Origin of the sequence: Aeromonas sp. R7-4 (genome assembly GCF_040908055.1) — a bacterium.
In the GTDB taxonomy this organism is placed as follows: Bacteria; Pseudomonadota; Gammaproteobacteria; order Enterobacterales; family Aeromonadaceae; genus Aeromonas; species Aeromonas sanarellii.
The window spans coordinates 1-26,129 of the sequence record NZ_JBFODA010000045.1; the positions used below are offsets into that span (position 1 = coordinate 1).

The 26,129-nt window shown below is 65.6% G+C and carries 20 protein-coding genes and 3 pseudogenes; 12 read left to right on the forward strand and 11 right to left on the reverse strand.

What is annotated here, in order from left to right; translation table 11 throughout:
* The 7 genes and pseudogenes from AB5Y72_RS12570 to AB5Y72_RS12600 all read right to left on the reverse strand — a co-directional run.
* Positions 1 to 132 (reverse strand): annotated as a pseudogene (locus tag AB5Y72_RS12570) (IS481 family transposase); the annotation flags it as partial.
* A 159-nt stretch (positions 133 to 291) separates the two neighbouring features.
* On the reverse strand, positions 292 to 2,343 hold the full coding sequence (recD, locus tag AB5Y72_RS12575) for an exodeoxyribonuclease V subunit alpha (protein WP_325783700.1): 2,052 nt from the start codon (positions 2,341 to 2,343) through the stop codon (positions 292 to 294).
* Positions 2,340 to 5,954: an exodeoxyribonuclease V subunit beta gene (gene recB / locus AB5Y72_RS12580; protein WP_325783699.1), complete on the reverse strand. Its 3,615-nt coding sequence runs from the start codon at positions 5,952 to 5,954 to the stop codon at positions 2,340 to 2,342. The genes recD and recB overlap by 4 nt, the downstream gene beginning before the upstream one ends.
* Positions 5,954 to 9,292, reverse strand: coding sequence for an exodeoxyribonuclease V subunit gamma (gene recC / locus AB5Y72_RS12585; RefSeq protein WP_368199050.1), 3,339 nt, complete (start codon positions 9,290 to 9,292; stop codon positions 5,954 to 5,956). Before recC ends, recB begins: the two co-directional genes overlap by 1 nt.
* Positions 9,293 to 9,523: 231 nt before the next feature.
* The gene (locus AB5Y72_RS12590) at positions 9,524 to 9,916 is read right to left on the reverse strand and encodes a DoxX family protein (RefSeq protein ID WP_042074524.1); all 393 of its coding nucleotides are present in this window, start codon (positions 9,914 to 9,916) and stop codon (positions 9,524 to 9,526) included.
* Between the two features lie 83 nt (positions 9,917 to 9,999).
* Complete coding sequence (locus tag AB5Y72_RS12595) at positions 10,000 to 10,686, reverse strand: pirin family protein (RefSeq protein WP_325783697.1); 687 nt, start codon at positions 10,684 to 10,686, stop codon at positions 10,000 to 10,002.
* A 30-nt stretch (positions 10,687 to 10,716) separates the two neighbouring features.
* Entirely contained in the window at positions 10,717 to 11,043 is a 327-nt protein-coding gene (locus AB5Y72_RS12600) for a hypothetical protein (protein WP_042074523.1), read from the reverse strand.
* A 263-nt stretch (positions 11,044 to 11,306) separates the two neighbouring features.
* On the opposite strand from AB5Y72_RS12600, the gene AB5Y72_RS12605 reads away from it, so the two are divergent.
* Together AB5Y72_RS12605 and AB5Y72_RS12610 are read left to right on the forward strand one after the other, a co-directional pair.
* Complete coding sequence (locus AB5Y72_RS12605) at positions 11,307 to 12,221, forward strand: LysR family transcriptional regulator (protein WP_042074520.1); 915 nt, start codon at positions 11,307 to 11,309, stop codon at positions 12,219 to 12,221.
* A gap of 445 nt (positions 12,222 to 12,666) precedes the next feature.
* A complete protein-coding gene (locus tag AB5Y72_RS12610) occupies positions 12,667 to 13,431 on the forward strand; it encodes a helix-turn-helix transcriptional regulator (protein ID WP_042074518.1) in 765 nt (254 codons plus the stop codon).
* Between the two features lie 149 nt (positions 13,432 to 13,580).
* Here the strand turns inward: AB5Y72_RS12610 and AB5Y72_RS12615 are convergent, their stop codons facing one another.
* Complete coding sequence (locus AB5Y72_RS12615; RefSeq protein WP_325783695.1) at positions 13,581 to 14,366, reverse strand: UTRA domain-containing protein; 786 nt, start codon at positions 14,364 to 14,366, stop codon at positions 13,581 to 13,583.
* A 172-nt stretch (positions 14,367 to 14,538) separates the two neighbouring features.
* On the opposite strand from AB5Y72_RS12615, the gene AB5Y72_RS12620 reads away from it, so the two are divergent.
* Genes AB5Y72_RS12620 through AB5Y72_RS12645 form a run of 6 tightly spaced genes read left to right on the forward strand, consistent with a single transcriptional unit; the run spans position 14,539 to position 19,810 of the window.
* Positions 14,539 to 15,585 (forward strand): ABC transporter substrate-binding protein, encoded by a 1,047-nt coding sequence (locus AB5Y72_RS12620; RefSeq protein ID WP_319902895.1) that lies wholly within the window; start codon positions 14,539 to 14,541, stop codon positions 15,583 to 15,585.
* 10 nt (positions 15,586 to 15,595) lie between these two features.
* Complete coding sequence (locus AB5Y72_RS12625; protein ID WP_325783694.1) at positions 15,596 to 16,429, forward strand: alkaline phosphatase family protein; 834 nt, start codon at positions 15,596 to 15,598, stop codon at positions 16,427 to 16,429.
* The gene (locus AB5Y72_RS12630; RefSeq protein WP_216991517.1) at positions 16,429 to 17,328 is read left to right on the forward strand and encodes an ABC transporter permease subunit; all 900 of its coding nucleotides are present in this window, start codon (positions 16,429 to 16,431) and stop codon (positions 17,326 to 17,328) included. The genes AB5Y72_RS12625 and AB5Y72_RS12630 overlap by 1 nt, the downstream gene beginning before the upstream one ends.
* Positions 17,321 to 18,097 (forward strand): ABC transporter permease, encoded by a 777-nt coding sequence (locus AB5Y72_RS12635; protein ID WP_042074508.1) that lies wholly within the window; start codon positions 17,321 to 17,323, stop codon positions 18,095 to 18,097. Before AB5Y72_RS12630 ends, AB5Y72_RS12635 begins: the two co-directional genes overlap by 8 nt.
* Positions 18,098 to 18,103: 6 nt before the next feature.
* Positions 18,104 to 19,111 (forward strand): ABC transporter ATP-binding protein, encoded by a 1,008-nt coding sequence (locus AB5Y72_RS12640; protein ID WP_325783693.1) that lies wholly within the window; start codon positions 18,104 to 18,106, stop codon positions 19,109 to 19,111.
* 39 nt (positions 19,112 to 19,150) lie between these two features.
* Entirely contained in the window at positions 19,151 to 19,810 is a 660-nt protein-coding gene (locus tag AB5Y72_RS12645) for an HAD family hydrolase (RefSeq protein WP_325783692.1), read from the forward strand.
* Between the two features lie 23 nt (positions 19,811 to 19,833).
* On the opposite strand, the gene AB5Y72_RS12650 is transcribed toward AB5Y72_RS12645, so the two are convergent.
* Positions 19,834 to 21,435, reverse strand: a complete 1,602-nt coding sequence (locus AB5Y72_RS12650; RefSeq protein ID WP_325783691.1) for a diguanylate cyclase — start codon at positions 21,433 to 21,435, stop codon at positions 19,834 to 19,836.
* A 109-nt stretch (positions 21,436 to 21,544) separates the two neighbouring features.
* Between AB5Y72_RS12650 and AB5Y72_RS12655 the strand changes: the two genes are divergently transcribed.
* From AB5Y72_RS12655 to AB5Y72_RS12665, 3 genes and pseudogenes are all read left to right on the forward strand, one after another.
* Complete coding sequence (locus AB5Y72_RS12655; RefSeq protein WP_042074499.1) at positions 21,545 to 21,985, forward strand: DUF2214 family protein; 441 nt, start codon at positions 21,545 to 21,547, stop codon at positions 21,983 to 21,985.
* Positions 21,986 to 22,091: 106 nt separating this feature from the next.
* Positions 22,092 to 22,991, forward strand: a complete 900-nt coding sequence (locus AB5Y72_RS12660; RefSeq protein WP_325783690.1) for a DMT family transporter — start codon at positions 22,092 to 22,094, stop codon at positions 22,989 to 22,991.
* Positions 22,988 to 23,101 (forward strand): annotated as a pseudogene (locus tag AB5Y72_RS12665) (EamA family transporter); the annotation flags it as partial. The gene AB5Y72_RS12660 and the pseudogene AB5Y72_RS12665, both read left to right, overlap by 4 nt.
* Positions 23,102 to 23,162: 61 nt before the next feature.
* Here AB5Y72_RS12665 and AB5Y72_RS12670 read toward each other — a convergent pair.
* Both AB5Y72_RS12670 and AB5Y72_RS12675 read right to left on the reverse strand, forming a co-directional pair.
* A complete protein-coding gene (locus AB5Y72_RS12670; RefSeq protein WP_368199051.1) occupies positions 23,163 to 24,023 on the reverse strand; it encodes a GyrI-like domain-containing protein in 861 nt (286 codons plus the stop codon).
* Positions 24,020 to 24,508, reverse strand: coding sequence for a GNAT family N-acetyltransferase (locus tag AB5Y72_RS12675; protein ID WP_368199052.1), 489 nt, complete (start codon positions 24,506 to 24,508; stop codon positions 24,020 to 24,022). Before AB5Y72_RS12675 ends, AB5Y72_RS12670 begins: the two co-directional genes overlap by 4 nt.
* Before the next feature lie 152 nt (positions 24,509 to 24,660).
* Here AB5Y72_RS12675 and AB5Y72_RS12680 point away from each other — a divergent pair.
* Positions 24,661 to 26,109 (forward strand): annotated as a pseudogene (locus tag AB5Y72_RS12680) (catalase).
* The last annotated feature ends 20 nt before the right edge of the window (positions 26,110 to 26,129 follow it).

The window sequence follows — 26,129 nt, forward strand, 5'->3', positions numbered from 1 at the left end:
ATTACGGCGAATTTCGTAGAACTGCTGACGGCTGTAGCCGATGAGCTTGCAGGCTTTGCTGACATTATTGAGCTCTTTGGCGAGCTCTAGCAGGCTGAGTTTGCGACGTGCTACTTTCTCGTTGGTGGTCATACGGTGACTCCAGATAACACGGTAGGGGTACCGTTTTGTTATCCGGTTTGAAGCCGTATGACCACTCCCTTTTGTGGGCAACTGTCAGGTGAATACCATCTCCATACACACTGGGTCTAATCAAAACGGCGGTAAATTCCTTTACCGCCGTCCAATCGCTTACTCCCCCAACCTCTGTGCCAACCCCGAATACCGCTCGGTCTTTTTCCGCACCGCCTGTGCCAGCAGGGCGCGATCGCCGTAGAGATCGAGCCGCGCCTTGGCGCGGGTGATGCCGGTATAGACCAGCTCGCGGGTCAGGAGCGGGCTGGGGCTGTCGGGCAGCACCAGCACCGTATGGGCAAACTCCGAGCCCTGAGATTTGTGGATGGTCATGGCATAGACCGTCTCGTGGGGCGGCAATCGGCTGGGCAGGAGGGCCCGCAGGGTGCCGTCCGGCTGCTCGAACCAGACCTTGAGGCGGCCGGTTTCATCTGGCAGGCAGAGCCCCATGTCGCCGTTGTAGAGGCCGACGCCGTGATCGTTGCGCACCACCATCACCGGGCGGCCGGCATACCAGTCGCCATCCCGGGCAATGAACCCGGCCCGTGACAGGGCCAATTCGAGCCGCTCGTTGAGACCCTGCACTCCGAAAGGGCCATCCCGCAGGGCGCAGAGGATCTGGAAGCCGTTGAATGCCTTGAACACGGCGGCGGGCGCCTCCCCCGCGCGGGCCGCCTTCAGATAGCTGCCGTAACCGGCCACCCCCTGGGCAATCAACTCGTCATAGGCCTCCCCGGCCCAGGGGTGCAGGCTGATGTCGCCAAATCCTGCGCTCCAGACCGCCTCCACCGCCGCCCCGTCGCCGCCGTTGCAGGCCCGCGCCAACTGGCCTATGCCCGAATGCTGATCGAAACGCCAGCTCTTGGAGAGCAGGCAGAGGCTGTCGCGCACCGGTGCCCCGGCGGGCGAGCCCTGCAAGCGGTAGCCAGTCTGGCGGGAGAGCCAGTCCGCCTGCGCCGGGCTGATGCCCTGTTCGATAAAGCTGCAGATATCGCCGAGCACGGCCCCCGCCTCCACCGAGGCAAGCTGAGCCTTGTCGCCGAGCAGGATCAGGCGGGCGTGGCTGGGCAGCGCATCCAGCAGGCGCGCCATCATCGGCAGGTCCACCATGGAGGCCTCGTCCACCACCAGCAGGTCCAGGTGCAGCGGGTTGCCTCTGTGGTGGCGGAACTGGCTGCGCCCGGGGATCACCCCGAGCAGCCGGTGCAGGGTGCCCGCCTCTGTGGGGATGGCATCACGCCACTCGGGGGGCAGATCCAGGGCCTGCAGGGCAGAACCGATACTCTCGGTGAGGCGCGCCGCCGCCTTGCCGGTGGGGGCCACCAGCCGGATCGCCGGGGCCTTGCCCAATTGCAGGCCGGTCTCCACCAGGATGGCGAGCAGTTTGGCCACAGTCGTGGTCTTGCCTGTGCCGGGGCCGCCGGAGATGACCGCGAAGGGGCGCGCCGCCGCGGTGGCCGCCGCCAGCTTCTGGCCGTTGCAGCAGAGCGCCTCGGGCACCAGGGTATCCAGCCGCTCCAGCTCGTTCGCCGCCTGGGCGCTCCCCAGCAGAGACTCCACGGCGGTCCAATCCACCTCGTGCGGGAACACCAGATCCAGGTACTTCTCGACGAAGTGGCGGGTGGAGAAATCCGGCGCGAGGCGGACTTTCAGCAGCGCCGCGAACACCAGGCCGTAATCGCGGGCAAAGAGGCGCGACAGGGCCGGGGCAATCTCCGGCCATTCGGCTCTTTCACTTAATGCGCGCAGATGGCGGGCCACCCCCAGCTCAAAGTCGTGGTAGCGGGTGAGGTAGAGGCGATCGCGCCAGAGCCGCAGCGGCCAGCGGGGGGTCGCTCCCTCCTCCTGCTCGGTGCCAACGAGCGAACTGGCTGCAAACAGGGCGGGCCAGCTCGCAGGATCCGCGAGATCGGCCAGCAGATCCCGGCCCTGATCCGGATCCAGCCCGAAGGGGCGCAGGGATCCGGCAGATAGCATCGCCAGCGGCAGGCAGACATGGCCGCGCCCCAGCTCGAAGCAGGCGAGCGCCGCCCCCAGCACCAGCTCGGGGCTGCCGCCCAGGTCGGCCACCAGCCTGGCAAATTGCAGATCAAGCTGGCGGATACGCCCCGCCAGCGCCAGGGCTTTCAGCCGTTCGATCACAACGTCGCTCTTTATGCCGCCACTCATAGTTCTGCCTCGTTCAATGCGTCTGAGGAAATGGCGCCCGAGCCATCCCCTTCCCTAAACAGCTGATCCAGCCCCAGCACCAGCTCCCGGCTGGGCCGGGCATGGAAAATGCCCCCCTGGGGCATGCCGCGCAGGAAGAGATAGAAGACCCCGCCAAAATGCCGGTCGAAATCGTAGCCCGGCAGCCGCAGGGCGAGCAGCCGGTGCAGCGCCAGCGAGTAGAGCTGGTATTGCAGGTCGTAGCGATGCTCCACCATGGCCGACTCCAGCGCCGGGCGGCCGTAATCGGCGGGGCTCATGCCAAGGTGGTTCGATTTGTAGTCGAGCAGATACCAGCGCCCCTGCCACTCGAACACCAGGTCGATAAAGCCCTTGAGCATGCCCTGCACGGTGGCAAAGCCCAGCGGCTTGCCGCCCCGCGACAGGGGGTCGTGCCGCTGGCAGAGCGCGGTCAGCGCCGGGGCCGTCACCCGCCCCATGGGCAGGAAGAACTCCAACTCCACCTGCTTGCGCTCGGGGGCCAGATCCCGCAGCCGCACCGGATCCCCAAGACCGGTCTCAAGGGGGGTATCCAGCACCGCCTCCACCTGCTGTTGCAACACGGGGGCCCAGCCCTCGTCGAACCCCTCCTGGGCCAGCAGGGCGGCGATATGCTCTGCCAGCGGCTCGCCCCCCGCGATCTGGAAGTCGATGGTCTCGAACAGGCTGTGGAGCAGGGTGCCGGGGCGCGCCCCCTTGGGGAAGGTGAAGATGGAAGGGGCTGGCGCCTCCTCGTCCTGCACGGTGGCGGCGGCCTCGGTGGCCACCTCGTCGTCGAAACCGGGGTTGGCCAGCACCCCCTTGCCGTGGCCGTTGCCCTGGGCCGCGAGCCCGGAGTAGGAGCTGATCCACCAGTCCCGCTCAAGCTGGCCCTTGAACTCGCGCACTTTGGGTTCCCCCAGTTGCTCCTCTTCGACGGGCAGCGGGGCCGGGCGGGTGAGCGAGGGCTCACCGACGGCCACCCCGGGCAGGGCCTGGGCCAACTCGGTGAGGGCGGTGGCCAGGGTGGCGGCGTCCCCTTCTTCGCCTTTTTGCAGCAGGTAGCCGATGGCGGTGCGGTGCAGGTCGGTCTTCTCCGACTTGCCCGCCCCGGAGCGCACCGGCGCCAGCCCGAGCCAGGTGGCATAGACCCCCCGGGTCAGGGCCACGTAGAGCAGGCGCAAGTCTTCGGCGAGGCGCTCCTTGTCGGCCTCGGCCAGGGACTCCTCGGCGCCGGTGAGATCGAGCACGGTGCGATTGCCCGCCTCCCCCGCTTCGTGGAACAGGGGGGTGTCGGCGGCGCGGTGACTGCAAATGAACGGCAGGAAGACCAGCGGGTACTCCAGCCCCTTGGACTTGTGGATGGTGACGATCTGCACCAGCTTGCGCTCGGATTCGAGGCGAAGTATCTGCTCCCCGTCCTGACCGTTGGGCTGGCTCACCGCCTCCCCCAGCCAGCGCAGCAAGGCGTACTCCCCGTCCAGCTCGCCGCTCGCCTGTTGCAGCAGTTCGCCGAGATGGAGGAAGTTGGTCAGCCGCCGCTCCCCGTAGGGGCTCGCCAGCAGGGAGGCGGCGAGGTTGCGCCCGTGCAGCAGGGCCCGCAACATGGCCAGCACCCCGTGGCGGTGCCAGATCTTGCGGTACTCCATGAACTCCTGCACCGCGCTCTCCCAGGCTCGCTCGTCAGAGGCCAGCGCGTCCAGGGCCCTGGCATCGAGATCGAACAGGCCGGTGGCGAGCGCCGCCCGCAGGCTTCGCTCATCGCTCGGGTTCTGACAGGCGTGAAGGATCAGCAGGATCTCCCGCGCCTCTACCTGGGCCAGCACGCTCTCGCGGTTCGACAGATAGACGGAGGCGATGGCAAGGCGCGCCAGCTCCTGCTGCACCAGCTTGCCCTCGGCGCCGGTACGCACCAGCACGGCGATATCCCCGGCCCTGACCGGCTCGCTGCCGAGCATCGCCTTGCCCTCCCGGGCCAGGCTGAGCAGGCGATGGATCTCCGCCGCCGTGGCGCGGGCCATCCTGCTCTGGTACTCCCCCTTGTTGAAGGTGGGCTGACCTGTGAGCTGCCAGCAGTGCAGCACAGGGGCGGCTTGACCCTCGATCAGCAGCGCCCGGCTCTTGCCCTGCGCCTCCACCGGCAGGAAGGGGATGTCCGCCTCGTAGATGAAGGGATCCTTCGCCCGCTCGAACAGGCCGTTGACCGCCGCCACCAGGGCGCGGCTTGAGCGGTAGTTGCGCCCCAGGGTGTAGTGGGCGCTCACATTTCGCCTGGCCTGGATGTAGGTGAAGATGTCGGCGCCACGAAAGCCGTAGATGGCCTGCTTGGGGTCGCCGATCATCAGCAGCGCCGTGTCCCGATGGCCGCCGTAAAGCCGGTGGAAGATGCGGTACTGCTGGGGGTCGGTATCCTGGAATTCATCGATCATGGCGACCCGGTAGGTGGCGCGGATGCGTTCGCACAGCCGCTCCCCCAGGCCCGAGCCGAGCGCCCCGTCGAGATCCCGCAGAAGATCGTCGAAGGAGAGCTGATGGGCCTGGCGCTTGCTCTCCTGCATTCGGCTGCGCACCACCCTGGCCGCCCGCTGCAGGATGAGATCCCGAATACCGGGTCGGCTCGCCAGCAGGGCGTCTATCTCGCCAAAGAGCGGCAGGGTCGGCACTGCGCCCCCCTTCTTGAGGTTCTCCTCCAGCACCGTCTGGCCGAAGCGCTCCAGCTCCTTGGGCAGGACGTAACCACTGGTCTCGTCCTGCGCCCAGTCGCCGATCTTGGCAAGCCACCCTTCGTAGTTCTTGCCGGTGTAGCGGCTTACTTGCCCCTCGGTCTGGCGGCGGATCTCGTCCGTCTGCGCCAGCCACCCGGCTTTCACCGCCCCGATGCGGGCCATGGCGACGCTGTGCCGCTCGGCCAGGGTCTCGTCCCCCGCCGGCGGGCGCATCTCCAGCTCGTCGTTGTCGAGCCAGCTCCCCATCTCCCGCAGCAGGGCGGCGGGGCTCGGCCAGAGCCTTCGTACCGCCCGGGCCAGGGGCTGATCCACCGGATAGAACTCGGCGCGCCAGTAGTCGCTCACCGCCTGCAGCCGGAGCCGGCTGTCGTCGGTCAAAAATTCGGTTTCAAAGAGGGCGCCCGACTCGAAGGCGTTCTGCCTGAGCATCCGCTGGCAGAAGCCGTGGATGGTGAAGACCGCCGCCTCGTCCATCTGCCGCTCGGCGGCCAGCAGGCGACGGGCCGCCAGGTCGTGATCCTCCACCTCCGCCAGCAGTTGGGCCAGCAGGGCATCCGTGCTTTGGCCGCGCATAAAGGCGAGGCGCGCCTCGTGGATGCGGGCGCGGATCCGCCCCCTCAGTTCGGCGGTGGCCGCCTCGGTAAAGGTCACCACCAGGATCTCGGTCACCGACAGGGGCCGCTCGTGGGCGCAGGGCTGACCGGCGTCTCCCCCCTCTTCGCCTGCTTGTTCGATAACCGGGCCGTGGCCCAGCAAGAGGCGCAGATAGAGGCCGGCGATGGTGTAGGTCTTGCCGGTCCCGGCGGAGGCCTCGATCAGCCGCTCGCCATAGAGGGGAAAACGCAGGGGATTGAGCGGGTTAGCCATTATTGCAACTCCTCCAGTGCCTGATGGAGCGGGGTCAGGTGTTCACGGGCCAGCCCCTGCAACTGGGCCAGCACCTCGTCATCGAGTTCCGGGAAGCAGCGGGCGACGTAGAGGTCCTGCCCCTCCCCCGTCACCATGTAGCCGCCGTTGAAGCGGGCAAGTGCCGCCTTGTCGGCCTCCTCCGGCTTTGCCGGATCCTGCTCGATCGCCTTGAGCCACTCCCAGGCGGTGCTCGGGAAGAAGGGCAGCGGCCGCTTCATTCCCTGGGCCCAGAGCGCGACCAGGGCCGCCAACTTGGGCCGCGCCTCGTCCGCCGCAAGCCTCGGCAGTCGCAGGCTCTGCTTGGCATCGAACAGCAGGGTGTCGCCGGGGGCGCAGCTCAATGAGAGGCAGAGGTGCTGGATCCAGGCCAGCAGCAGATCCTTGCCGTTGAAGCTGCCGGGTTTGACCACCAGCGCTCGCCCCTTCTGGGTGTCGACCCACCCCTGGAGCTGGCCCTGGGTCAGGGCGATGTCGATCTCCACCGCCTGTTTGTCTGCCTCATTGGCCGCCACCCAGGGACGCAGCCGCGCCGCCAGCTTGCCCATCTCGCCGTCCAGATCCTCCAGCAGCAGGCTGCCGAACCAGCCTTGCGGCAGCAGGCCGGTCAGCTGCAACCGTTCGCGCCGTATTTCACTGTCCCCCTCGGTCAGATGGGCGTCCAGCAGCAGCGCCTTGAGCTGATAGTGCTGCAGGCCGTCCAGCTCGAAGGGTTCGCTGTCTTCGATGGTCGCCTCCTCCAGCTCGAACCACACCTTGAGACGGCGATTGAGGAAGTAACGGGCGGGCTGGCGATAGAAGCGCAGCAGCTCCGCCAGCTCCAGCCCCTGCTCCCTGCCCCATTCGGGAGGCAGGGGCAGATCGCCGCTCTGGAAGTTGGCGGCCCCCCGCTCCGGGCTCAGGGCCGGCAGCCAGTCGGCGGCATAGGTGAAGAGGCCGGAGCCGGGCTCGGGGTGGAAGTAGGCCGGGCTGTAGGGGGTGAGCGGATGCCGGGTGACGAGGTGCTCCAGCAGTCTGCGCCCCGAGCTCTCGTCGTCGAGCTCCTCGTCCCCCGCCAACACGAAGCCCTGGCGCACATAGTCGATGAGCTCCGCCAGCAGCACGGAGGGCACCTTCTCGCTGTTGTCCTGGGCGCTGAACCCCTGATAGCTGATGTAGAGCCCCTGCTGGGCGCTGAGCAGCGCCTCGAGGAAGAGGTAGCGGTCGTCATCCCGGCGGGATCTGTCCCCGCGCCGACCGGCCACCGCCATCAGATCGAAGCCCATGGGGGGCAGGGTGCGCGGGTAGACGCCGTCGTTCATGCCGAGCAGGCAGACCTGACGGAAGGGGATGGAGCGCATCGGCATCAGGGTGCAGAAGTTGACCTGACCGGCGAGGAAACGCTGGCTGGAGCGGGACTCCCCCAGCACGCTGCCGAGGTAGTCCTGCAACAGGTCGGCACTGATGGCCTGCTCGAAACGGGCCTCGCCGAGCTGGGCCTGCCAGTCGGTGAGCTGGCTGCGGATGAGCTGGAGCTGGCGCTCCTCGTCCTCGTCGGCCAGATAGAAGCGATCCAGCAGCGCGTTGAGGCAGGCGTGCCACTCGGGCAGCGGCTGCGCCTGTTGCAGCCGGGGCAGAAATTCCGCCAGGGAGTCGACGAACCAGGCGAGCTTGCCCAGCGCCAGCCCCTGCTGACCCTCGATGTCCGCATAGGGCAGGATCCCGGCCACGGGCTCGCCGTCCCCCATGGCGAAGCCGAGCAGCATGCGGCGCAGGCCGAACAGCCAGCTGTTGCCGGACAGACGCGGCAGATCGAAGCGCTCCGGGTAGCCGTCGTCCAGCCCCCAGCGGATGCCGGTCTCCTGCACCCAGCGCCGCAGCTGGTTGAACTCGTCGTCGTCCAGCTCGAAGCGGCGCAGCACGGCGGGCACCTCGAGAATGGCGAGCAGCTCCCCCGCCCCGAAGCGGGCGTTCGGCAGCCTGAGCAGGGCGAGGAAGCTCTGCAGCAGCGGGCTCTCCTGGCTCGCCGCCCGGTCGGAGATCGCGAAGGGGATCCGGCCGCGGGCGCCGCCGCTCTCCTTGCCAAAGACGGCCTGGATGTAGGGGCCGTAGCTGTTCACGTCCGGCATCATCACCACCACGTCCTTGGGGGTGAGGGTGGGATCCAGCTCGAACAGCGCCAGCAGGCGGTCGTGCAGCACCTCGAGCTCCCGCATGGGGCCGTGGCAGGCGTGGATCTGCAGGGAGCCGTCATCCAGGCTGACGGGGCTCTTGTGGTGGCTGGCATCGAGGCTGAACTCGCCTGCCCCCCGTTCGGCCAGCTCCAGCACGTCCTTCTGGATGGCGCGCAGCAAGCTGGTGTCGTCGATATCGACGAAGGCGTCTATTTGAGGCACCTCCAATTCCATCAGCTGATGCAGGTAGTCGCGCCCCAGCTTGCCCATGGAGGCGAGCAGTGGGTTGGCGGGGCCCTGCAGGGTCTCGAGATCCGTGCCGGGCTTGAGCCTGTTTTCCAGCCGCGCCAGGGTCTTTCTGTCCAGCAGATCCCCCCAGTAGTAGCGACAGGGGTTGGTGACGAACAGGTGCACCTCCACCTCGGCGCGGCTGCCGAGGGCCAGCAGGGCCTCCACGTAGCGCGGCGGCAGGGCCGAGATGCCGAACACGAACACCCGTCGGGGCAGCTTGCCCGGCAGTTCGGCGCTGCGCGCCAACTCGTGGATAAACTCCTCGTAGAGGTTGGCGCGGTGGTAGCCGCTTGGGCTAAGGGCCAGGGTGCGGGCCACCAGCTCGCGCCAGAGCTCCGGCTGCCAATCCTGACCGCTGACCCCGGCCAATTCGAGCCCCAGGCCTTCCCCCTGTTCCCAACGGGCGATCCAGTCCGGCCGGTAGACCAGGTACTGGTCGAACAGATCCGCCACCTTCTGGCAGAGCTGCCAGAGGCGCACCTGTTCCGGCGCCTCCCCTTCGCTGCCCCCCAGATAGGCGGCCAGCGGGGCGAAGGCGGGGCGATCGAGCAGGGCGGGCAATATGGTCATCAGCTGCCAGCTCATGGCGCCCTTGTTGTAGGGGCTCTGGCGGGGCACATCCGCCAGCACCCGGGTGAACATCTCCCAGATAAAACTCGCGGGCAGGGGAAAGTCGATGTTGGCGGCGATGCCGAACGCCTTGGCCAGCTCCAGCTTGAGCCACTGGGCCATGCCCGGGCTCTGCACCAGGATCTGCTCCCGATCGAAGGGGTGGTCGAGGGGGGACTGCCGGATGCGGCTCACCAGCAGCTCCTTGAGCAGATCCAGCTGATTGGAGTGGTAGAGGGTAAACATGGACGACTCCCGCCGATTTCATGAAGAGGGGTGCGCGCCGGAAAATGTCTGGCATTCCCGTCACTTCACACGAATCGGGATTGTCGGGGATCGGGGGAGAAGATGCAAAAGGCGCTTGTTGCCCCGGAACGGGGCGCCGTCACACAAATGCCATAGGCCCGCGAACGGGCATAAAAAAGCCGGTGCGGGGCACCGGCCAAAAGGCGTTGGAAAACTCGAACTTGCGGGGTATTACCAGTTCTTGCCGAGGCGGGCATCCAGGCTGAAGGCCCCTGCACCGGCCGCCGCCAGGGCCAGGAAGCCACCGGCCACGGAGAGGTTCTTCATGAACATCAGCATCTGCATCTGATCCGCAGGCTGATAGTGGAAGATGAAGGCCGCCATCAGGGTGAAACCGGCCAGCAGCACGGAGAGGCTGCGGGTAAACAGGCCCAGCACTATGGCGAGGCCGCCACCCAGCTCCAGCAGGATCACCAGGGGCAACATGAACCCGGGCACGCCCATGGCTTCCATATAGCCCTGGGTACCGGCGTAACCGCCGATCTTGCCCCAGCCTGCAATCACGAACATCAGCGCCAGCAGTACACGACCCACCAGCAGTGCCACATCTTTCATCTTGTCCATCGTCAGATTCCTTTGCTTACCATCATGGTATTAACAGTGTAAGAGCTAATTGTTAACTCATTCATTTCGCCGAGATTTATCTATCAAGGCAGATCAAACAGCAGGGCTTCACTCTCGCTCGAAGCCTTGAGCACCCAGGACGACTCGTCACGGCTGAGCAGGCCGTCGCCGGGTCGGGCAGCCAGACCGTTGCCAGTCAGCTCCCCTGAAATCATATGCAGGTAACCATGACGTCCTTGCAATGCCCACTCGAGGGTCTCCCCTTCGGCGAGCTGCAGCCGCCATACCTTAGCCTGCTGGCGGATCCTGAAGGATCCTGCCTCGCCATCCGGCGACGCCACCAGCGTCATGCCGGGTTTGCTTTCGATCTTCTTCTGCTGATAACCGGGAGTCGTGCCGTGTTCGTTCGGCTCGATCCAGATTTGCAGCAGGGAGAGCGGCTCGGTGTGCGAGGGGTTGTACTCGCTGTGCCGGATGCCGGACCCTGCGCTCATCAGCTGGAAATCCCCCGCCGGGATCTGCTCGGCGTGGCCGAGGCTGTCCTTGTGCTCTATGGTGCCGCTCAGCACGCAGGTGAGGATCTCCATGTTGGCGTGAGGGTGAGTAGTGAAACCGCCACCCGGCGCCACCAGATCCTGGTTGATGACCCGCAGGGCCGAGTGCCCCATCCATTCCGGGTCATAGTAGTGACCGAAGGAGAAGCTGTGACGGGCGTCCAGCCAGCCAAAGTTGGCCTTGCCCCGTGCTTCTGCGGCTCTCAATTTCATCATGGTGTGCTCCTCACTGACCAAAGTGGTTCATTAACGCTGGCGGCCGTCACCCAGACCGAAGGGGATGCGGTAGCTGCTGCTCTCGTCGCCCAGGCTCACCGTCAGGTTGCCCTGGGTGCGGCTCGGGATCTGCACCTGCTGTGTGCCCATCAGGCTGGCGTGGACGGAGGCCAGCAGATCACCGGACTCGTCACGCACCTCCAGCATGGGGTTGGCCTTGCCATCCATCGCGGCGGTGGCGCTCCAGTTGACGAACAGCACGCCAGGGGCGGCATTGAAATCAGCCGGCACGGAGGCCTGGGCAACACCTGCGGTCATCAGGCCTGCAACGGCCAGCATCTTGATTACGTTTTTCATGTTCTTTCACTCTCTTGGTTTTTGTGTCATTGCCAAGGCCGCTGTGGCCCGAATCAATGCATCCATGCAAGAGATCATTCAAATACTATGTTGTTCTTTCACCGACATCAGACATCGCTCTTTGTGATGTCTCAGCCCGGAACTACCTTTTATTTGGCCGCTTGGCCTTCCTGCCTAAGCGTTGGTTGAATATTAAAGTGGCTTGCCATAAGTTGTTAGCGAGATAATCTGGTAAACACATTCAAAAAAATTGAAGGTTGGATATGGCCAAGGAATCGAACAAGGAGCGGGCGCTGACCCTGGAGGCGATCCGGGTGCTGGATGCCATCGATCGCCGTGGGAGCTTCGCGGCGGCGGCCGACGAGCTGGGCAAGGTCCCCTCCGCCCTGAGCTACACGGTGCAGAAGCTGGAGGACGAGCTGGACGCCATGCTGTTCGATCGCAGCGGCCACAGGACCAAGTTCACCCCGGCCGGGCGCATGCTGCTGGAGCGGGGCCGGGTGCTGCTGGACGCGGCCGAGCACCTGGTGGGGGAGACCCGGGCCCTGGCCCGGGGCTGGGAGACCGACATCACCATCGCCGTCGACGCCCTGGTCCCCCTGCAGGCGCTCTACCCCCTGGTGGAGCGGCTGGCCGAGCTGACGGATACCCGGCTGCGACTGCGGGCCGAGGTGCTGGCCGGCAGCTGGGAGTGTCTGGAGGATGGCCGCGCCGACCTGCTCATCTCCTCCCTCAACCCCGACATCACCCTGACCGGCATCAAGCATCAGCCGCTGCAGGAGGAGGTGATGCTCTACGTCGCCCACCCGGATCACCCCCTGCACCTGGAGCCCGAGCCCCTGGCGGACGAGACCCTGCGCCGCCATCGCGCCATCGCGGTGGCCGACACGGCGCTGCGCAAGCCGGTGCTCACCTATCGCCTGCTGGACAAGCAGCCGCGCCTCACCGTCAGCACCATGGGGGAGAAACGGGACGCCCTGCTGGCGGGGCTCGGCATCGGCACCATGCCGCAGAGCTGGATCGAAGAGGACATCAAGGCGGGCAGACTCAAGGTGATCAGCCCCGAGTATCGCCACCAGATCCAGGTCGTGCTGGCCTGGCGGCGGGACACCATGGGCAAGGCCAAGAGCTGGCTGGTGCGGGAGATCCCCAAGCTGTTCCCCTGCAAGGGGGAATAAGGGCCTGTCTCCCGGGGTCGGTGGCGCAGGAAGCGCCAAAACTGCGCCTCTCTTTCTTGACGGCGGGCTCAGATTCGGGGAAAAGAAAAAAAGCGGACCTCTTGCGAGTTCCGCTCAATGCCAGGAAAGAATAAAACCTTGCGGTTAAAAAAACCCTTAAATTGGAAGCAAACAATCGTTTTCTCAACCAGGAAGGTATTGAATCCGATTCGTGTTGAATTATGTGCGATGTAATATGCATCACCAGCAAAATGTTGAAAGGTTGAAGGATATGCACCACCGAGTGTCACTTTCTGCCACCTTGCACCACAACTGGTCAGGCCATTTCAGCCGTCATCACCGGGTTACTCTCCTCTGGTTTTTCTAGGTGTCAAAAATTGAGCCCAATACAGACAAACCACTCATTTTCTGACACGACTAAAAATGCAGATAAAGGAATAGTTGCATGACCTACAGCCAGACCCTGGCCAATCACATCCTCGACACCCTGAAGAAGACGCTCACCGACAAGGGGATCCGCTACCAGACCCTGGCCGAAGCCATGGGGGTTTCCATCGCCACCGTGAAGCGCATGATGAACAAGCCCTCCCTGCCATTCGACACCCTGCTGGAGATCTGCCACCTGGTGGGGCTCTCGTTCGAGGAGCTGCTGGATCGCACCCAGGATGCCCAGAGCCGGCGCGCCGTCTTCACCCAGGAGCAGGACGAGGCATTCCACAAGGAGCCCGGGCTCTACGCCTTCCTCGCCAACATCTTCTGGCGCGACAAGACCCTGATCGATCTCAAGCGCGAATACGGCCTGACCGACGCCTCCTGCTACCTCTATCTGCGCAAGCTGGAGAAGCTCGGCATCCTGCAGCTCGGCATCGACAACAGCTACCACTTCCTCATCAGCGAGCGGATCAGCTTCGAGCAGCACAGCCGCTTCGCCCGCCAGCAGGCGCGCCAGGCCATGTCGGTGCTGGGGGACTATCTGGTGGAGAACATGCACAAGCCCAACAACTACATGGCGCTGTGCCAGCTTCACCTGGACGAACCCGAGGCCATGGCGCTGATCGATCGCATGAAGGAGTACTGGCACCAGGAGCTCAAGCTCAACCGTCCCGCCATCGGCCAGCGGGAGGGCAGCAAGACCTACACCATGTCCCTGCAACTGGCGGACTGCGGCTACCAGAGCTTCGACGATCTGATCCCCAATATCGACAACTGATCCCGGCGGATCCTGCGGGATCCGCGGCGCTGGCTGCCCGCTACTCGGCAAGTTGAACTGGCTGCGATCTGCCCAAGGCCGGTTGTATCGCCCGGGTATCGAGGCAGATGCGAATGGCCACTGTGCCCGTCAGTGCTCTGGCTATTTCCCTAATCGGCGAGCTGGGTTTGCTGTAGTTTGCCTGCGAGCGGCTGCAACACCCGTGTATCCAGACAGATGCGAATGGCATCCGGCCGCCAGTGCTCGATATCGCAATCCACCAGCGCTCCCCACTCGTCGTAGTTGACCCGCACCAACCGCAGCACGGCGCTCCCCTCCGCCAGATTGAGGGCGCGGGCTATCTCTCCCCGCGCCGCCGAAGGGGTGATCTCTAGACTGGCCCCGCCCTGGCCTATGCCATAGCGCTGCGCATAGAGCTCGGTGAGGGAGTCCGCCAGGGGGGCGTTCGCGATATCGGGAAAGCGGCTCGCCAGCAGATGGTGGCTGACGTGCAACACGGGGCGGCCGTCGATGAAACGCAGGCGGCGGATCTCATAAAGCGGCGTGAAGGGGGCTAGCCCCATCCGGCTGCACAGCTCGCTGCTGGCCAGCTCGCCGCCGTGGGCCAGCACCCGGGTCTCGGCGGTGCGCTGCTGCTCGCCGATCCACTGGTGAAAGTGGGTGTGGATGGCGGGATCGTAGGTGAGCCTGGGCGGCGCCACAAACCAGCCGCGCCGCTCGGCACGGTAGATGAGGCCGTCCGCTTCGAGGCTGGAAAGCGCCTCCTTGATGGTGATGCGGGTGGTGGCAAAGCGCTCGCTGAGCGCCCGCTCGGCGGGCAACTGCTGCCCCGGGACCAGCTGGCCGCTGCCGATGTAGCGGCGCAAGGTCCGGCAAATCTGTTCGCACTTGGAGGGGATTCGGCTGTCGGTCACTGTCAGGTTCCTGTCGCTCATGGCTGGCATAGACCAGCGGCTGTCACCCGGAGTTGTACCCCCGCGGGATGACAGCCCGGTGACAGGTCGACATGTCATCAAATTGCCATCAAAGCGCCCCGCCACCGTCATATTCCCCCTCTAGCATCCCTCTCGAACCTTAACTGACCTAGTCCAGAGGGATGGGATGATGATGAAAAGCGTGATCGCAAGTGCACTGGCCCTGGCGGCCATCAGTCAGCCGCTCTATGCAGCCGAGAATATCGCGGACCTGGAAAAAGCCGCCCGCGGCGAAGGCCAGCTCCACAGCGTCGGCATGCCCGACAGCTGGGCCAACTGGAAGGACACCTGGCAGCAGCTCGGCAGCCTCTACGGCATTAAGCATCAGGACACCGACATGAGCTCGGCCCAGGAGATCGCCAAGTTCGCCGCCGAGAAGGCCAACGCCACCGCCGATATCGGCGACGTGGGCGGCGCCTTCGGCCCGGTTGCGGTCAAGCAGGGGGTCACCCAGCCCTACAAGCCCTCCACCTGGGCCGACATTCCGAACTGGGCCAAGGACGCCGACGGCCACTGGATGCTGGCCTATACCGGCACCATCGCCTTCCTGATCAACAAGGATCTGGTCAAGGCCGCCCCCACCAGCTGGCAATCCCTGCTGGGCGGCGACTACAAGGTGACCCTGGGTGACGTGGGCGTGGCCTCCCAGGCCAACAACGGCGTGCTGGCGGCGGCCTACGCCACCGGCGGCAGCGAGAAGAACCTCAAGCCCGCGCTGGAGCTGTTCGGTCAGCTGGCCAAGCAGGGTCGCCTGTCGCTAAACGACCCGACCATAGCCAACATCGAGAAGGGCGAGGTGGAAGTGGGGGTGCTGTGGGACTTCAACGCCCTAAACTACCGCGACCAGATCGACCCCAGGAAGTTTGACGTGGTGATCCCGAGCGACGGCTCCGTCATCGCCGGTTACACCACCATCATCAACAAGTGGGCCAAGAACCCCAACGCCGCCAAACTGGCCCGTGAATACATCCTCTCCGATGCCGGTCAAATCAACCTGGCCCGTGGCTACGCCCGCCCCATCCGCAGCAACGTGACTCTGCCGGATGACGTCAAGGCCAAGCTGCTGCCGGCCGAGCAGTATGCCAATGCCAAGCCGGTGCAGGATCATGCAGCCTGGGAGCAGAGCTCCAAGGCCCTGCCGCGCCAGTGGCAGGAAACCGTCATGATCAACATGCAGTAAGGAGCGGCCAGTGCAACACAAGGTGATAGTGGTACTTGTGGACGGTCTGGCAGCCGAGGTAGCCCATTGCATGGGCTACCTTTCTGGCATGGTGGAGGCGCAGCAGGGCCTCTATACGACCCTGAGCTCTGCCCTGCCGTCCCTCTCCCGACCCCTCTACGAATGCATCCTGACCGGCGTGCCGCCGGTGGCGAGCGGCATCACCCACAACGGGGTGAGTCGCCTGAGCCTGCATGACTCCATCTTCCATCTGGCCCGCGCCGCGGGCAAACGCACCGCGGCCGCGGCCTACTACTGGGTGAGCGAGCTCTACAACCAGAGCCCCTGGCTGGCGGCCCGCGATCGCTTTACTCATGACGAGCAGCTGCCGATCCAGCACGGCTGCTTCTACTGGGATGACGCCTACCCCGACAGCCATCTGCTGATGGACGGCGAGTGGCTGCGCAGCCAGTACGACCCCGATTTTCTGCTGATCCACCCGATGGGGGTGGACGATGCCGGCCACAAGTGTGGCCTCGATTCCCGCCAGTACCGCAATCAGGCGCGCCGCATGGACAGCCTGCTGGCCGATCTGCTGCCCCAGTGGCTGGCAGAGGGGTATCAGGTGGTGATCACCTCGGACCACGGCATGAACAACGACCTGAGCCACGGCGGCACCCTGCCCGAAGAGCGCGCGGTGCCGCTCTGGCTGTTTGGCGATGCCTTCGTCGAGCGCTGGCCGGATGGGGTGGCGATCGCCCAGACCCAGCTCTGCGCCCTGATGGCCGACCTGCTGGGGGTGCCCCACGACAAGCCGGTGGCTCCCCCGCTGCTCAAGGCTGCCTTTATGCGCGAGGTGCACTGATGATGCCTGCAACCACCGAGATCCTCGTGGCTCAACCCGTGGCAACCAAGCACAAGGTGCGCCGCCACTGGCTGCCGGCCCTGGTGCTGCTGCCGTTCGTCCTCTTGATGATCCTGTTCCAGCTCGCTCCCATGGTGTGGGTGCTGGTGGGCAGCTTTCAGACCCCGGATGGCTGGGGCCTCGGCTACTACCGGGAGATTTTGAGCTCCCCCTTCTACCTGCAATCGTTCGGCAACTCGTTGCGCATCGCCGGTATCGCCAGTCTGGCGGGGCTTGCCATCGGCACCCTCGGGGCCGCCGCGCTGCGCCACAGCGGCGAGCGGGTCAAACGGATGCTGCTGGCCTTTGTCACCATGACCGGCAACTTCAGCGGCGTGCCGCTGGCGTTCGCCTTCATCATCATTCTTGGCATCAACGGCGCCCTTACCCTGCTGCTCAAATCCTGGGGCCTCATCGACGGCTTCAACCTCTACTCGGGGTCGGGTCTTATCCTCATCTACACCTATTTCCAGATCCCGCTGGCCCTGCTGCTGCTCTACCCGGCGTTCGACGCGCTGCAGGATGAGTGGCCCCAGGCCGCCGCATTGCTGGGGGCGAGCAAGGGGCAATACGTGTGGCACGTGGCGCTGCCGGTGCTTACCCCGGCGCTGCTCGGCACCCTGATCATCCTGTTTGCCAACGCGGTGGGGGCCTATGCCTCCGCCTATGCCCTCACCACCGGCAACTTCAACCTGGTGACCATCCGGGTGGCCAGCCTGGTCTCCGGCGACATCTTCCTCGAGCCGAACATGGCAGCGGCGCTGGCGGTGATCCTGATGGTGCTGCTGGGGGTGGTGACGGCCGCCAACCAGTGGCTGCTGAAAAAGAGCTACGTGAACAAGGGGCAATCCCATGCATGATTTGAAACCGGGCTGGCCGCGCTGGGTGCTGGGGGCCCTGGTGGCCACCCTGCTGCTGCCGCTGCTGGCCACCTTTCTCTACTCCATCTCCACCCGCTGGGGGGCCACCCTGCTGCCTGACGGCTTCACCCTCGACTGGTATCTGAAGCTCTGGGGCGACCCGCGCTTTCTCGCGGCCTTTGGCCGAAGCCTGCTGGTCTGCTTCGCCACCCTGCTGCTGGGGACCCTCGTGCTGGTGCCCACCGTGCTGGTGGTGGCCTACTACTTCCCGAAGCTGGATCCCTGGATGAACCTGCTGATCCTGCTGCCCTTCGCGGTACCACCTGTGGTCTCCTCGGTGGGGCTGCTGCAGATCTACGCCGACGGTGTTCTGCCGATTATCGGCACGCCGTGGATCCTCATCGGCACCTGGTTCACCGTGGTACTGCCCTTCATGTACCGGGCGCTGGCCAACAGTTTGCAGGGGGTGCCGCTCAAGGATCTGATGGATGCCGCCCATCTGCTGGGGGCGAGCAGTGCCCGCGCCTTCCTGCTGGTGGTGATCCCCTGCCTGCGCAAGGGGCTGCTGGCGGCGCTGTTTCTCTCCCTCTCCTTCCTGCTCGGCGAGTTCGTGTTTGCCAACATGCTGGTGGGCACCCGTTACGAGACCCTGCAGGTCTACCTCTACAACATGCGTGCCACCTCGGGCCATTTCACCAGCGCCCTGGTGATGAGCTACTTCCTGCTGACCCTGCTGCTCACCTGGGCGGCCAACAGATTTCATCGGTGAATCAACATGTTCCATCTAGAAGTGAATCAACTGCACAAATCCTACGGCGACACCCGGGTGTTCGAGGGGATTGAATTCGGCATCCGCAAGGGGGAGCTGGTGACCCTGCTCGGCCCCTCCGGCTGTGGCAAGTCCACCCTGCTGCGAGCGCTGGCCGGGCTCACCCCGGTGGATGGCGGTCAGGTGCGGGTGGCCGGTGAGGAGATCACCTGGCAGGAGCCCCAGAAGCGGGGCATCGGCATGGTGTTCCAGAGCTATGCGCTCTTCCCCAACATGACGGTGTGGGACAACGTTGCCTTCGGCCTCAAAATGAAACCCCAGCCGGGGCGGGAGCTCGCCGCCAGCGTGCAGGAGGCGCTGGCACTGGTGGAGCTGACCGGTTTCGAGCGCCGCTATCCGGCCGAGCTCTCCGGCGGCCAGCGCCAGCGGGTGGCGCTGGCCCGGGCGCTGGTGGTGCGGCCGCGGATCCTGCTGCTGGACGAGCCGCTCTCGGCACTGGATGCCCGCATTCGCCGCAGCCTGCGCCAGCAGATCCGCGAGATCCAGCAGCGCCTTGAGCTCACCACCCTCTTCGTGACCCACGATCAGGAGGAGGCGCTCACCCTGTCGGACCGGATCTTCCTGATGAACAAGGGATCCATCGTTCAGAGCGGCACGCCGGAGCAGATCTATACCCGTCCCGCCAGCGAGTTTGTGGCGGGTTTTATCGGCAACTACAACCTGCTTGGCGCCGAGCAGGGCAAGTCGCTGTTCGGCCCCCGTTTTCAGGGCAAGCTGGCGCTGCGACCGGAGTCCATCACCCTGCTGCCCGCCGGGGCGACCAGCAGCGAGCCCAGCCTGCCCGGCATCGTTCGCCAGCGACAGCTGCTCGGCAACGTCATCCGCTATCAGGTGGAGTGCGAGGCGGGGCTGTTGACGGTGGATTGCCTCAACCGCTCGGCCCGGGATCTGTGGCCGGTGGGCGGCGCCGTGACCCTGGCGGTGGCCCGGGATCAGCTCTGTGAGGTAGCATGAGGCAGCATTTCATTTCCATTTTCACTACGAGGAGCGCCCATGGCACTGGCACTGTTTGATCTGGACGAGACCCTGATTGCCGGGGATTCCGCCAGCCTCTGGCTGGAGTACATGGTGGCCCAGGAGCTGGCCCCGGCGGGCATGATCGCCGAGGAGCAGGCCATGATGTCCCTCTACCACCAGGGCAAGATGGACATGCACCAGTACATGGCCTTCACCCTTCAGCCGCTGGCGGGCAGGTCGTGCCAGTGGCTGGATCAGCAGTGCCACCACTTCGCCGAGCAGGTGCTGCGCGAGCGCCTCTACCCGGAGGGGTTGGCGCGCATCGAGTGGCACCGCCAGCGTGGCGACGAGCTGGTGCTCATCTCCGCCTCCGGCGAGCATCTGGTGGCGCCCATGGCAAAGATGCTGGGAATGGATCACTGCGTCGCCATCCTGCTCGATGAAGAGTCGGGGATGCTGACCGGCCAGACCCGCGGCACCCTGAGTTTTCGTGAGGGCAAGGTGGCCCGCATCAACCAGCTCTTTGCCGGGCGGGACAACCCCTGGCAGGGGAGCTTTGGCTACAGCGACTCCCACAACGATCTGCCCATGCTGCGGGCGGTGAGCCATCCCCATGCGGTCAATCCGGCCCCCGCGCTGCGCCAGTGCGCCTCGGAGCTGGGCTGGCCCCTGCTCCACTGGTCCGGGCAGGCCTGACCCTCCAGACGAGGAAGAGGCCCTCAGGCCTCTTCCTTGCTCAGCATGCCGTCGTCTGACGGCAAGCCGTTCGACGGCGCGGCCTCCCCCAGATGGATGCGGTTCTTGCCATCCCGCTTGGCCCGGTAGACCTCGGCATCGACCATGGCCAGCAGGTGCCTGGCATCCATCCCGGGGGCGCTCGCCACCAGGCCGCCGCTGAAGGTGATCCCAAGGCCGGGCTCGCGCCAGTCCAGTGACTCCACCCCCTTGCGAAACTGCTCAAGCAGCATCAGGCAGAAGTGGACGTCCGGGTTGGCGAACAGCACCACCAGCTCCTCGCCGCCGTAGCGGCAGACCCAGCCATGATCTCCCAGCAATCGGGCGCCCAGGCTCGACACCCGCTTGAGCACCACGTCCCCGGTCTGGTGACCATAGGTATCATTGACCCGCTTGAAGCCATCCAGATCGATCATGGCCAGGCAGAAGGGATGCTGATCGAGCAGCAACCGGTTCAGACGCTCGTCGAAGAAGCGGCGGTTGTAGAGGCCGGTCAGCTTGTCCAGGTTCGCCTGCTGGCGCGCCTCGTGGTAATCCTTGCTCACCTCGGCCAGCTCGGCATAGACGTGCCTGAGCTCGCGCATCCCCCCATGGGACAGCCCTTCCGGTTGCGTCCTGCTGGCGCGGATCCGGGTGGAGATCTCGTCCACCATGCGCCTGAAGTACCGGGACCAGATCAGCGCCAGCACCACGTAGAGCACGCTGGCAAGGACGATGATCCCGAGCACGTTGAGAGAGGCGCTCGCCACCACGGCCTGGATGCTGGAAGCCGGCAGCACGCTGATCAGCACCCAGTTGCGCTCCGGCAGCCGGCTGTAGGCCACGAACTGCCGCGACTCAGGATCCAGGAAGATGCCATCCGCCCCGTTGAAACGGGAGAGCCAGCTCGGGTGCGTCATGGGTTTGAGCAACCGGGACGGGTCGGGATGGGCCAGCACCTTGCCGGACTGGTTGACGATCATCTGGTAACCGCTGTTCCACTGACGGTTCAGCTGGGCGGAGAAGGGAGCCAGGATGGCATCGACCGCGAAGACGCCGCGCACCCTGCCCTCCTTGTCGGTGATGGCCCGTGCGAGCGCGATCACCAGGTTGCCGTTGGTGTAGTCGTAGTAGGGTTCGGTCCAGACCATCTCCCCCAGATGCTGGCTGGCCAGCTGATACCAGGGGCGCGTCCTGGGGTCGAAACCGGCATCCGCCTGCCAGGCGGGATAGATCAGCATCTGGCGCTCGGCGGTGCCCACATAGATGTAGACGAGATCCGCCATGACTCCCTTGTAGAGGCGCCACTCCCTGAGATAGGTCTCGGTGTTGAGCAGCCGGGGACCGCTGATGTCCTCCACCTTCACCCGGTCGTAGATGAGGGAGAACTGGCGCTCCAGCTCATGGAGATAAGGCTCGATGAAGACGTGGCGCAACTGGTGATTGGTGGCGAGCAGGCGCTGCTGCAACTCCCGTTGCAGGCTGCGCTCCATGTGCAGGTAGTAGATGGCCCCCAGCATCAGCACGGGGATGAAGAGCAGAAGCAGGCCCAGGCGCATCCGGGCAACCAGGGACCAGGTTTTTTTGGAGACTGCTCGCTTATCCAACCCTGACTCCTGCTATCCCCTGAGGCCGTGTAGTGTCAGAATATCAGCCCCGCCTGATGGCGTCCAAAGGGAAGCGTGCCATGTGGCCGACGAGAAGGAACTGGCTTGGATGTTGAACCCGGACCTGCTGACCGCGCTCCATTACTGCGCCGTGATCACCCTGACCGGCGCCATCACCTCGGAGTATTTTCTGTTCCGGCGCGGCATGTCCATCGACCAGGTGCGCAAGCTGCTGCTGGCGGACAGCCTGGCCGCGCTGGCCCTGCTGCTCATCTTCATCACCGGCCTGCTGCTGGTGCTCGCCCACCCGCAGCCCCCCGCCACCCTGCTCGCCAACCCGGGCTACCGCACCAAGCTGCTGCTGTTCTTCGTCATGGCCCTCAGCTTCGGCTACCCCAGCCGGCTGTTCCATCGCTGGCGCCGCTCCCTACGCCAGGGGCGTGCCCCCATCGTCTCCACCCAGCAGCAGCTCTGGGTGATCTGGATCCTCAGGGGCAACCTGCTGCTGCTCGCCCTGCTGCCCCTGCTCGCCAGGCTGGCCAGTCGCTGACCCCCGGTCAGCGTGCAAATGACCGGCGACAAAGCCCCCCGCACACGGGTATCGTACTGAGAGGGGCCCGAGGGCCACCGTGACTCTTTCTCAGGGATGATTCCGTATGCGTTCAAACATGATGTTATTGATGGCCGCCGCCATCTGGGGGCTAGGCTTCGTCGCCCAGCGCCTGGGGATGGATCACATGGGGCCCTTCACCTTCAACGGCCTGCGCTTCCTGCTCGGCGCCCTCTCCCTGCTGCCCCTGCTGTGGTGGCTCAAGTCACGCCAGCCCGGGCAGCCGGCCGGTGATCGCCGCCTGCTGCTGACGGGGGGGCTGATCGCCGGCGGGGTGCTCTTCTCCGCCGCCTCCCTGCAACAGGTGGGGCTGCTCTACACCACGGCCGCCAAGGCGGGTTTCATCACCGGCCTCTACATCATACTGGTGCCCGTCATCGGCCTGGCCCTGCGCCACAAGACGGGGGCCAACACCTGGGTCGGCGCCCTCATCGCCATGGCCGGGCTCTACTATCTCAGCGTCACCGAGGAGTTCACCATAGGCTACGGCGATCTGTTACAGGTGGTGGGGGCCCTGTTCTGGGCCGTGCACCTGCTGGTGCTGGATCACTACTCGAACCGGGTCGCCCCCATTCGCCTTGCCGGCGTGCAGTTCGTGGTGTGCGGCCTGCTGAGCCTGGCCACCGCCTTCGTCATCGAAACACCGACGGTGAGCGGCGCCCTGGCGGGCTGGCAGGCGCTGCTCTATGCGGGCCTGGTCTCGGTCGGCATCGGCTATACCCTGCAGGTGGTGGGGCAGCGCGGGGCCCACCCGGCCCACGCCGCCATCATCCTCAGCCTGGAGACTGTGTTCGCCGCCATCGGCGGCGTGCTGCTGCTGGGAGAGCATCTGGACGAACGAGCCATCGTCGGCTGCGCCCTGATGCTGGCGGGCATGCTCATCTCCCAGATCCGCCTGCGCTGGTGGTGGAAATCCCGCCGGGACAAGGTGCCCAGCCAGCCCTGAACGAGCGCCCCTTGGTCGGCTGCGCCCTGATGCTGGCGGGCATGCTCATCTCCCAGATCCGCCTGCGCTGGTGGTGGAAGTCCCGCCGGGACAAGGTGCCCAGCCAGTGAATGCAAAGAGGAGCCAGAATGGCTCCTCTTTCGTCTTGCGAACCGCGGAATGCGTCGCCACTCAGCCCTGAACGCTGGAGCAGAAGCTTACATCATCCCGCAGAGGATCGTTGCTCACGCTGTGATAGAGCTCGAAGCAGGGACCGTCGCCAAAGGCGAGCCCGGCCGCGACGATATCGCCGATGTGCTCCTGCCAGCGCGGCCCGTACTGGCTGCGATCCGTGATGAGGTAGCGGGACTGGGCGTAGCGCCCGGCGGGAATGAGCTGAGTTTCCACCTCCCCCGTCCCCTGGGTGCCTGCCGGCACCGTGATGCCGATGTCGGTGCGGCACTGGGTCGGCGGCGTCACCTCGGGGTTGTCGTGGTAGATGAAGATCCACTCCCCCCCTTCCAGAGCGCGGGGCGCGGCCCACTGGTGCAGGCGGTGGCAGACGGCGTCATACCCTTCCCCATAGGGGCCGGTGACCCGGATATAGGCCAGGGTGCGGGCGTCCATCTCAACGGTTTTCATGGTGTTGCTCCTTGCTGATGAGAGGTCTTCAGCATAGGGGAGCAGCCCGTCCCAGGCGTGTCCCTCCTTGCGCTCCAGGTGTCCATTCTTGCGCTTGTCGCGGCGAAACTCCCCCGGCGTGCAGCCATAGTGGCGACGAAACGCCTTGGCGAAGGCCTGGGAGCTGCCGAGCCCGGCCCCCAGGGCGATGGCGGTGACGCTGGCCTCCGTGTAGCAGAGCTGCCAGGCCGCCCGCTGCATGCGCAGCCGCCGGCACATCTCCCCCGGGGCCTCCCCCACCACGGCGGTGAACACCCGGTGGAAGTGGTAGAGGGAGAGGCAGGCCAGGCCCGCCAGGGCCTCCATGGAGAGGTCCGGATCCCGCTCCAGCGCCCGTACCACCGGCAGCAGGCGGCGACGGTAGTCGATCATGGGTGCAGCCTGGCCATGTAGAGGGTGTCCATCAGCTGGCCGTGGCGCATGCCGTATTCCCGGGCTATCCCCTCCTGCACGAACCCAACCTTGCGATAGAGGGCCTGCGCCGCCTCGTTGTCACTCCACACGGTCAGCTCGAGGCGGGTCAGGCCGAGCCAGTTATCCGCCAGGTCGATGGCGGCCGCCATCAGGGCGCTGCCCACGCCGCGCCCGGCCCAGTCGTCGCGCACCGCCATGCCGAGGCCCGCCACATGGCGCCGGCGCGGGTTGGGCTCTTGCCACAGGGTCAGGTTACCCACCACGAGGCCATCGGACTCGGCCACCAGCACGGTGACGCCGTCGCGCGGTTCGAGCCGCTGCTGCCAGTGATGCAGCGAGGCAAAGGGGAGTTGCAGGGTGCCGGCCTGGGCCTGGGGCATGGCGTAGAGATCGCGCAGGGCGGGGGCGTCCTCGGGACCGGCGCGGCGAATGGTGATGGACATGAGACCTCCTGGTTGGCTGAGTCCCATCTTGCCGCAAGGCTGGCGTCCGTTTCCACCCCCATCAGCGAAACCAATCAAAGGCTTAGGCACACTCCATTGGAGCCGCCTCCCCACTTCCCCTAGTCTGGCGACTCATCACAAGGAGACCCGCCATGACCGACAAGACCCTGCGCAGCACCAACGGCGCCCCCGTCGTCGACAACAACAACAGCCTCACCGCCGGCCCCCGCGGCCCGGTGTTGATGCAAGATATCTGGTTGATGGAAAAACTCGCCCACTTCGATCGGGAACGGATCCCGGAGCGGGTGGTGCATGCCAAGGGCTCGGGCGCCTACGGCACCTTTACCGTGACCCACGACATCAGCGCCTTCAGCAAGGCCGACCTGTTCAACGCCGTCGGCAAGCAGACCCCGGTGTTCCTGCGCTTCTCCACCGTGGCCGGTGAGAAGGGCGCAGCCGACGCCGAGCGCGACGTGCGCGGCTTCGCCCTCAAGTTCTATACCGAGCAGGGCAACTGGGATCTGGTGGGCAACAACACCCCGGTGTTCTTCATTCGCGATCCGCTGAAATTCCCCGACTTCATCCACACCCAGAAGCGGGACCCGCGCACCAACCTGCGCAGCGCCACCGCCGCCTGGGACTTCTGGTCTCGCCATCCGGAATCCCTGCATCAGGTCACCATCCTCTTCAGCGATCGCGGCATCCCCAGGAGCCTGCGGGAGATGAACGGCTACGGCAGCCACACCTTCAGCTTCATCAACGATGCCAACTAACGCTTCTGGGTCAAGTTCCACTTCAAGACCGAGCAGGGCCATAGCTTCTACACCGACGAGGAGGCCGCCACCGCCGTCGGCCAGGATCGGGAGACCAGCCAGGCCGATCTGTTCAACGCCATCGAGCGGGGCGACTTCCCGCGCTGGCAGGTCTATGTGCAGGTGATGCCGGAGGCCGAGGCCCAGACCTACCAGATCCACCCGTTCGACCTCACCAAGGTGTGGCCCCACAAGGACTACCCGCTGCTCCCGGTCGGCGTGCTGGAGCTCAACCAGAACCCGGACAACTACTTCGCCCACGTGGAGCAGGCCGCCTTCACCCCGGCCAACGTGGTGCCCGGTATCGGCTTCTCGCCGGATCGCATGCTGCAGGGCCGCCTGTTTTCCTACGGTGACACCCAGCGCTATCGCCTCGGCGTCAACCACGGTTTGCTGCCGGTCAATGCGCCGCGCTGCCCGTTCCACCACGGCGCCCACCGCGACGGCGCCATGCGGGCGGACAGCAACGGCGGCGCCAGCCCCAACTACCAGCCGAACCGCTTCGGCACCCAGCAGCCGAGCGAGCAGCACGAGCCGGCGCTGAGCCTGGAAGGGGCCGCCCTGCACTACGATTTCCGCGACTACGACAGCGACTACTACAGCCAGCCGGGCAACCTGTTCCGGATCATGGACGAGGGGCAGCGCGCGCGCCTGGCCGCCAACCTGGCGCGCTCCCTGATCAACGTGGAGGATGACACCATAGTCGCGGCCCAGCTCAGGCACTTCGAGCAGGCCGACCCCGAGTACGCCAAGCGGGTCGAACTGGCGCTGGCCGCCCTGCAGCGCTGAGTCGCAGGCCGGAAAGTCAA

What these genes read in the sequence shown, in the direction of transcription:
- AB5Y72_RS12620 (WP_319902895.1), top strand. Translation starts at nt 14,539, where the DNA reads ATGAAAAGCGTGATCGCAAGTGCACTGGCCCTGGCGGCCATCAGTCAG.
- AB5Y72_RS12635 (WP_042074508.1), top strand. Translation starts at nt 17,321, where the DNA reads ATGCATGATTTGAAACCGGGCTGGCCGCGCTGGGTGCTGGGGGCCCTG.
- AB5Y72_RS12660 (WP_325783690.1), top strand. Translation starts at nt 22,092, where the DNA reads ATGCGTTCAAACATGATGTTATTGATGGCCGCCGCCATCTGGGGGCTA.
- recC (WP_368199050.1), bottom strand. Translation starts at nt 9,292, where the DNA reads ATGTTTACCCTCTACCACTCCAATCAGCTGGATCTGCTCAAGGAGCTG.
- AB5Y72_RS12675 (WP_368199052.1), bottom strand. Translation starts at nt 24,508, where the DNA reads ATGTCCATCACCATTCGCCGCGCCGGTCCCGAGGACGCCCCCGCCCTG.
- AB5Y72_RS12640 (WP_325783693.1), top strand. Translation starts at nt 18,104, where the DNA reads ATGTTCCATCTAGAAGTGAATCAACTGCACAAATCCTACGGCGACACC.
- AB5Y72_RS12670 (WP_368199051.1), bottom strand. Translation starts at nt 24,023, where the DNA reads ATGATCGACTACCGTCGCCGCCTGCTGCCGGTGGTACGGGCGCTGGAG.
- AB5Y72_RS12610 (WP_042074518.1), top strand. Translation starts at nt 12,667, where the DNA reads ATGACCTACAGCCAGACCCTGGCCAATCACATCCTCGACACCCTGAAG.
- AB5Y72_RS12630 (WP_216991517.1), top strand. Translation starts at nt 16,429, where the DNA reads ATGATGCCTGCAACCACCGAGATCCTCGTGGCTCAACCCGTGGCAACC.
- AB5Y72_RS12605 (WP_042074520.1), top strand. Translation starts at nt 11,307, where the DNA reads ATGGCCAAGGAATCGAACAAGGAGCGGGCGCTGACCCTGGAGGCGATC.
- AB5Y72_RS12590 (WP_042074524.1), bottom strand. Translation starts at nt 9,916, where the DNA reads ATGGACAAGATGAAAGATGTGGCACTGCTGGTGGGTCGTGTACTGCTG.
- AB5Y72_RS12600 (WP_042074523.1), bottom strand. Translation starts at nt 11,043, where the DNA reads ATGAAAAACGTAATCAAGATGCTGGCCGTTGCAGGCCTGATGACCGCA.
- AB5Y72_RS12595 (WP_325783697.1), bottom strand. Translation starts at nt 10,686, where the DNA reads ATGATGAAATTGAGAGCCGCAGAAGCACGGGGCAAGGCCAACTTTGGC.
- recD (WP_325783700.1), bottom strand. Translation starts at nt 2,343, where the DNA reads ATGAGTGGCGGCATAAAGAGCGACGTTGTGATCGAACGGCTGAAAGCC.
- AB5Y72_RS12615 (WP_325783695.1), bottom strand. Translation starts at nt 14,366, where the DNA reads ATGAGCGACAGGAACCTGACAGTGACCGACAGCCGAATCCCCTCCAAG.
- AB5Y72_RS12645 (WP_325783692.1), top strand. Translation starts at nt 19,151, where the DNA reads ATGGCACTGGCACTGTTTGATCTGGACGAGACCCTGATTGCCGGGGAT.
- recB (WP_325783699.1), bottom strand. Translation starts at nt 5,954, where the DNA reads ATGGCTAACCCGCTCAATCCCCTGCGTTTTCCCCTCTATGGCGAGCGG.
- AB5Y72_RS12655 (WP_042074499.1), top strand. Translation starts at nt 21,545, where the DNA reads ATGTTGAACCCGGACCTGCTGACCGCGCTCCATTACTGCGCCGTGATC.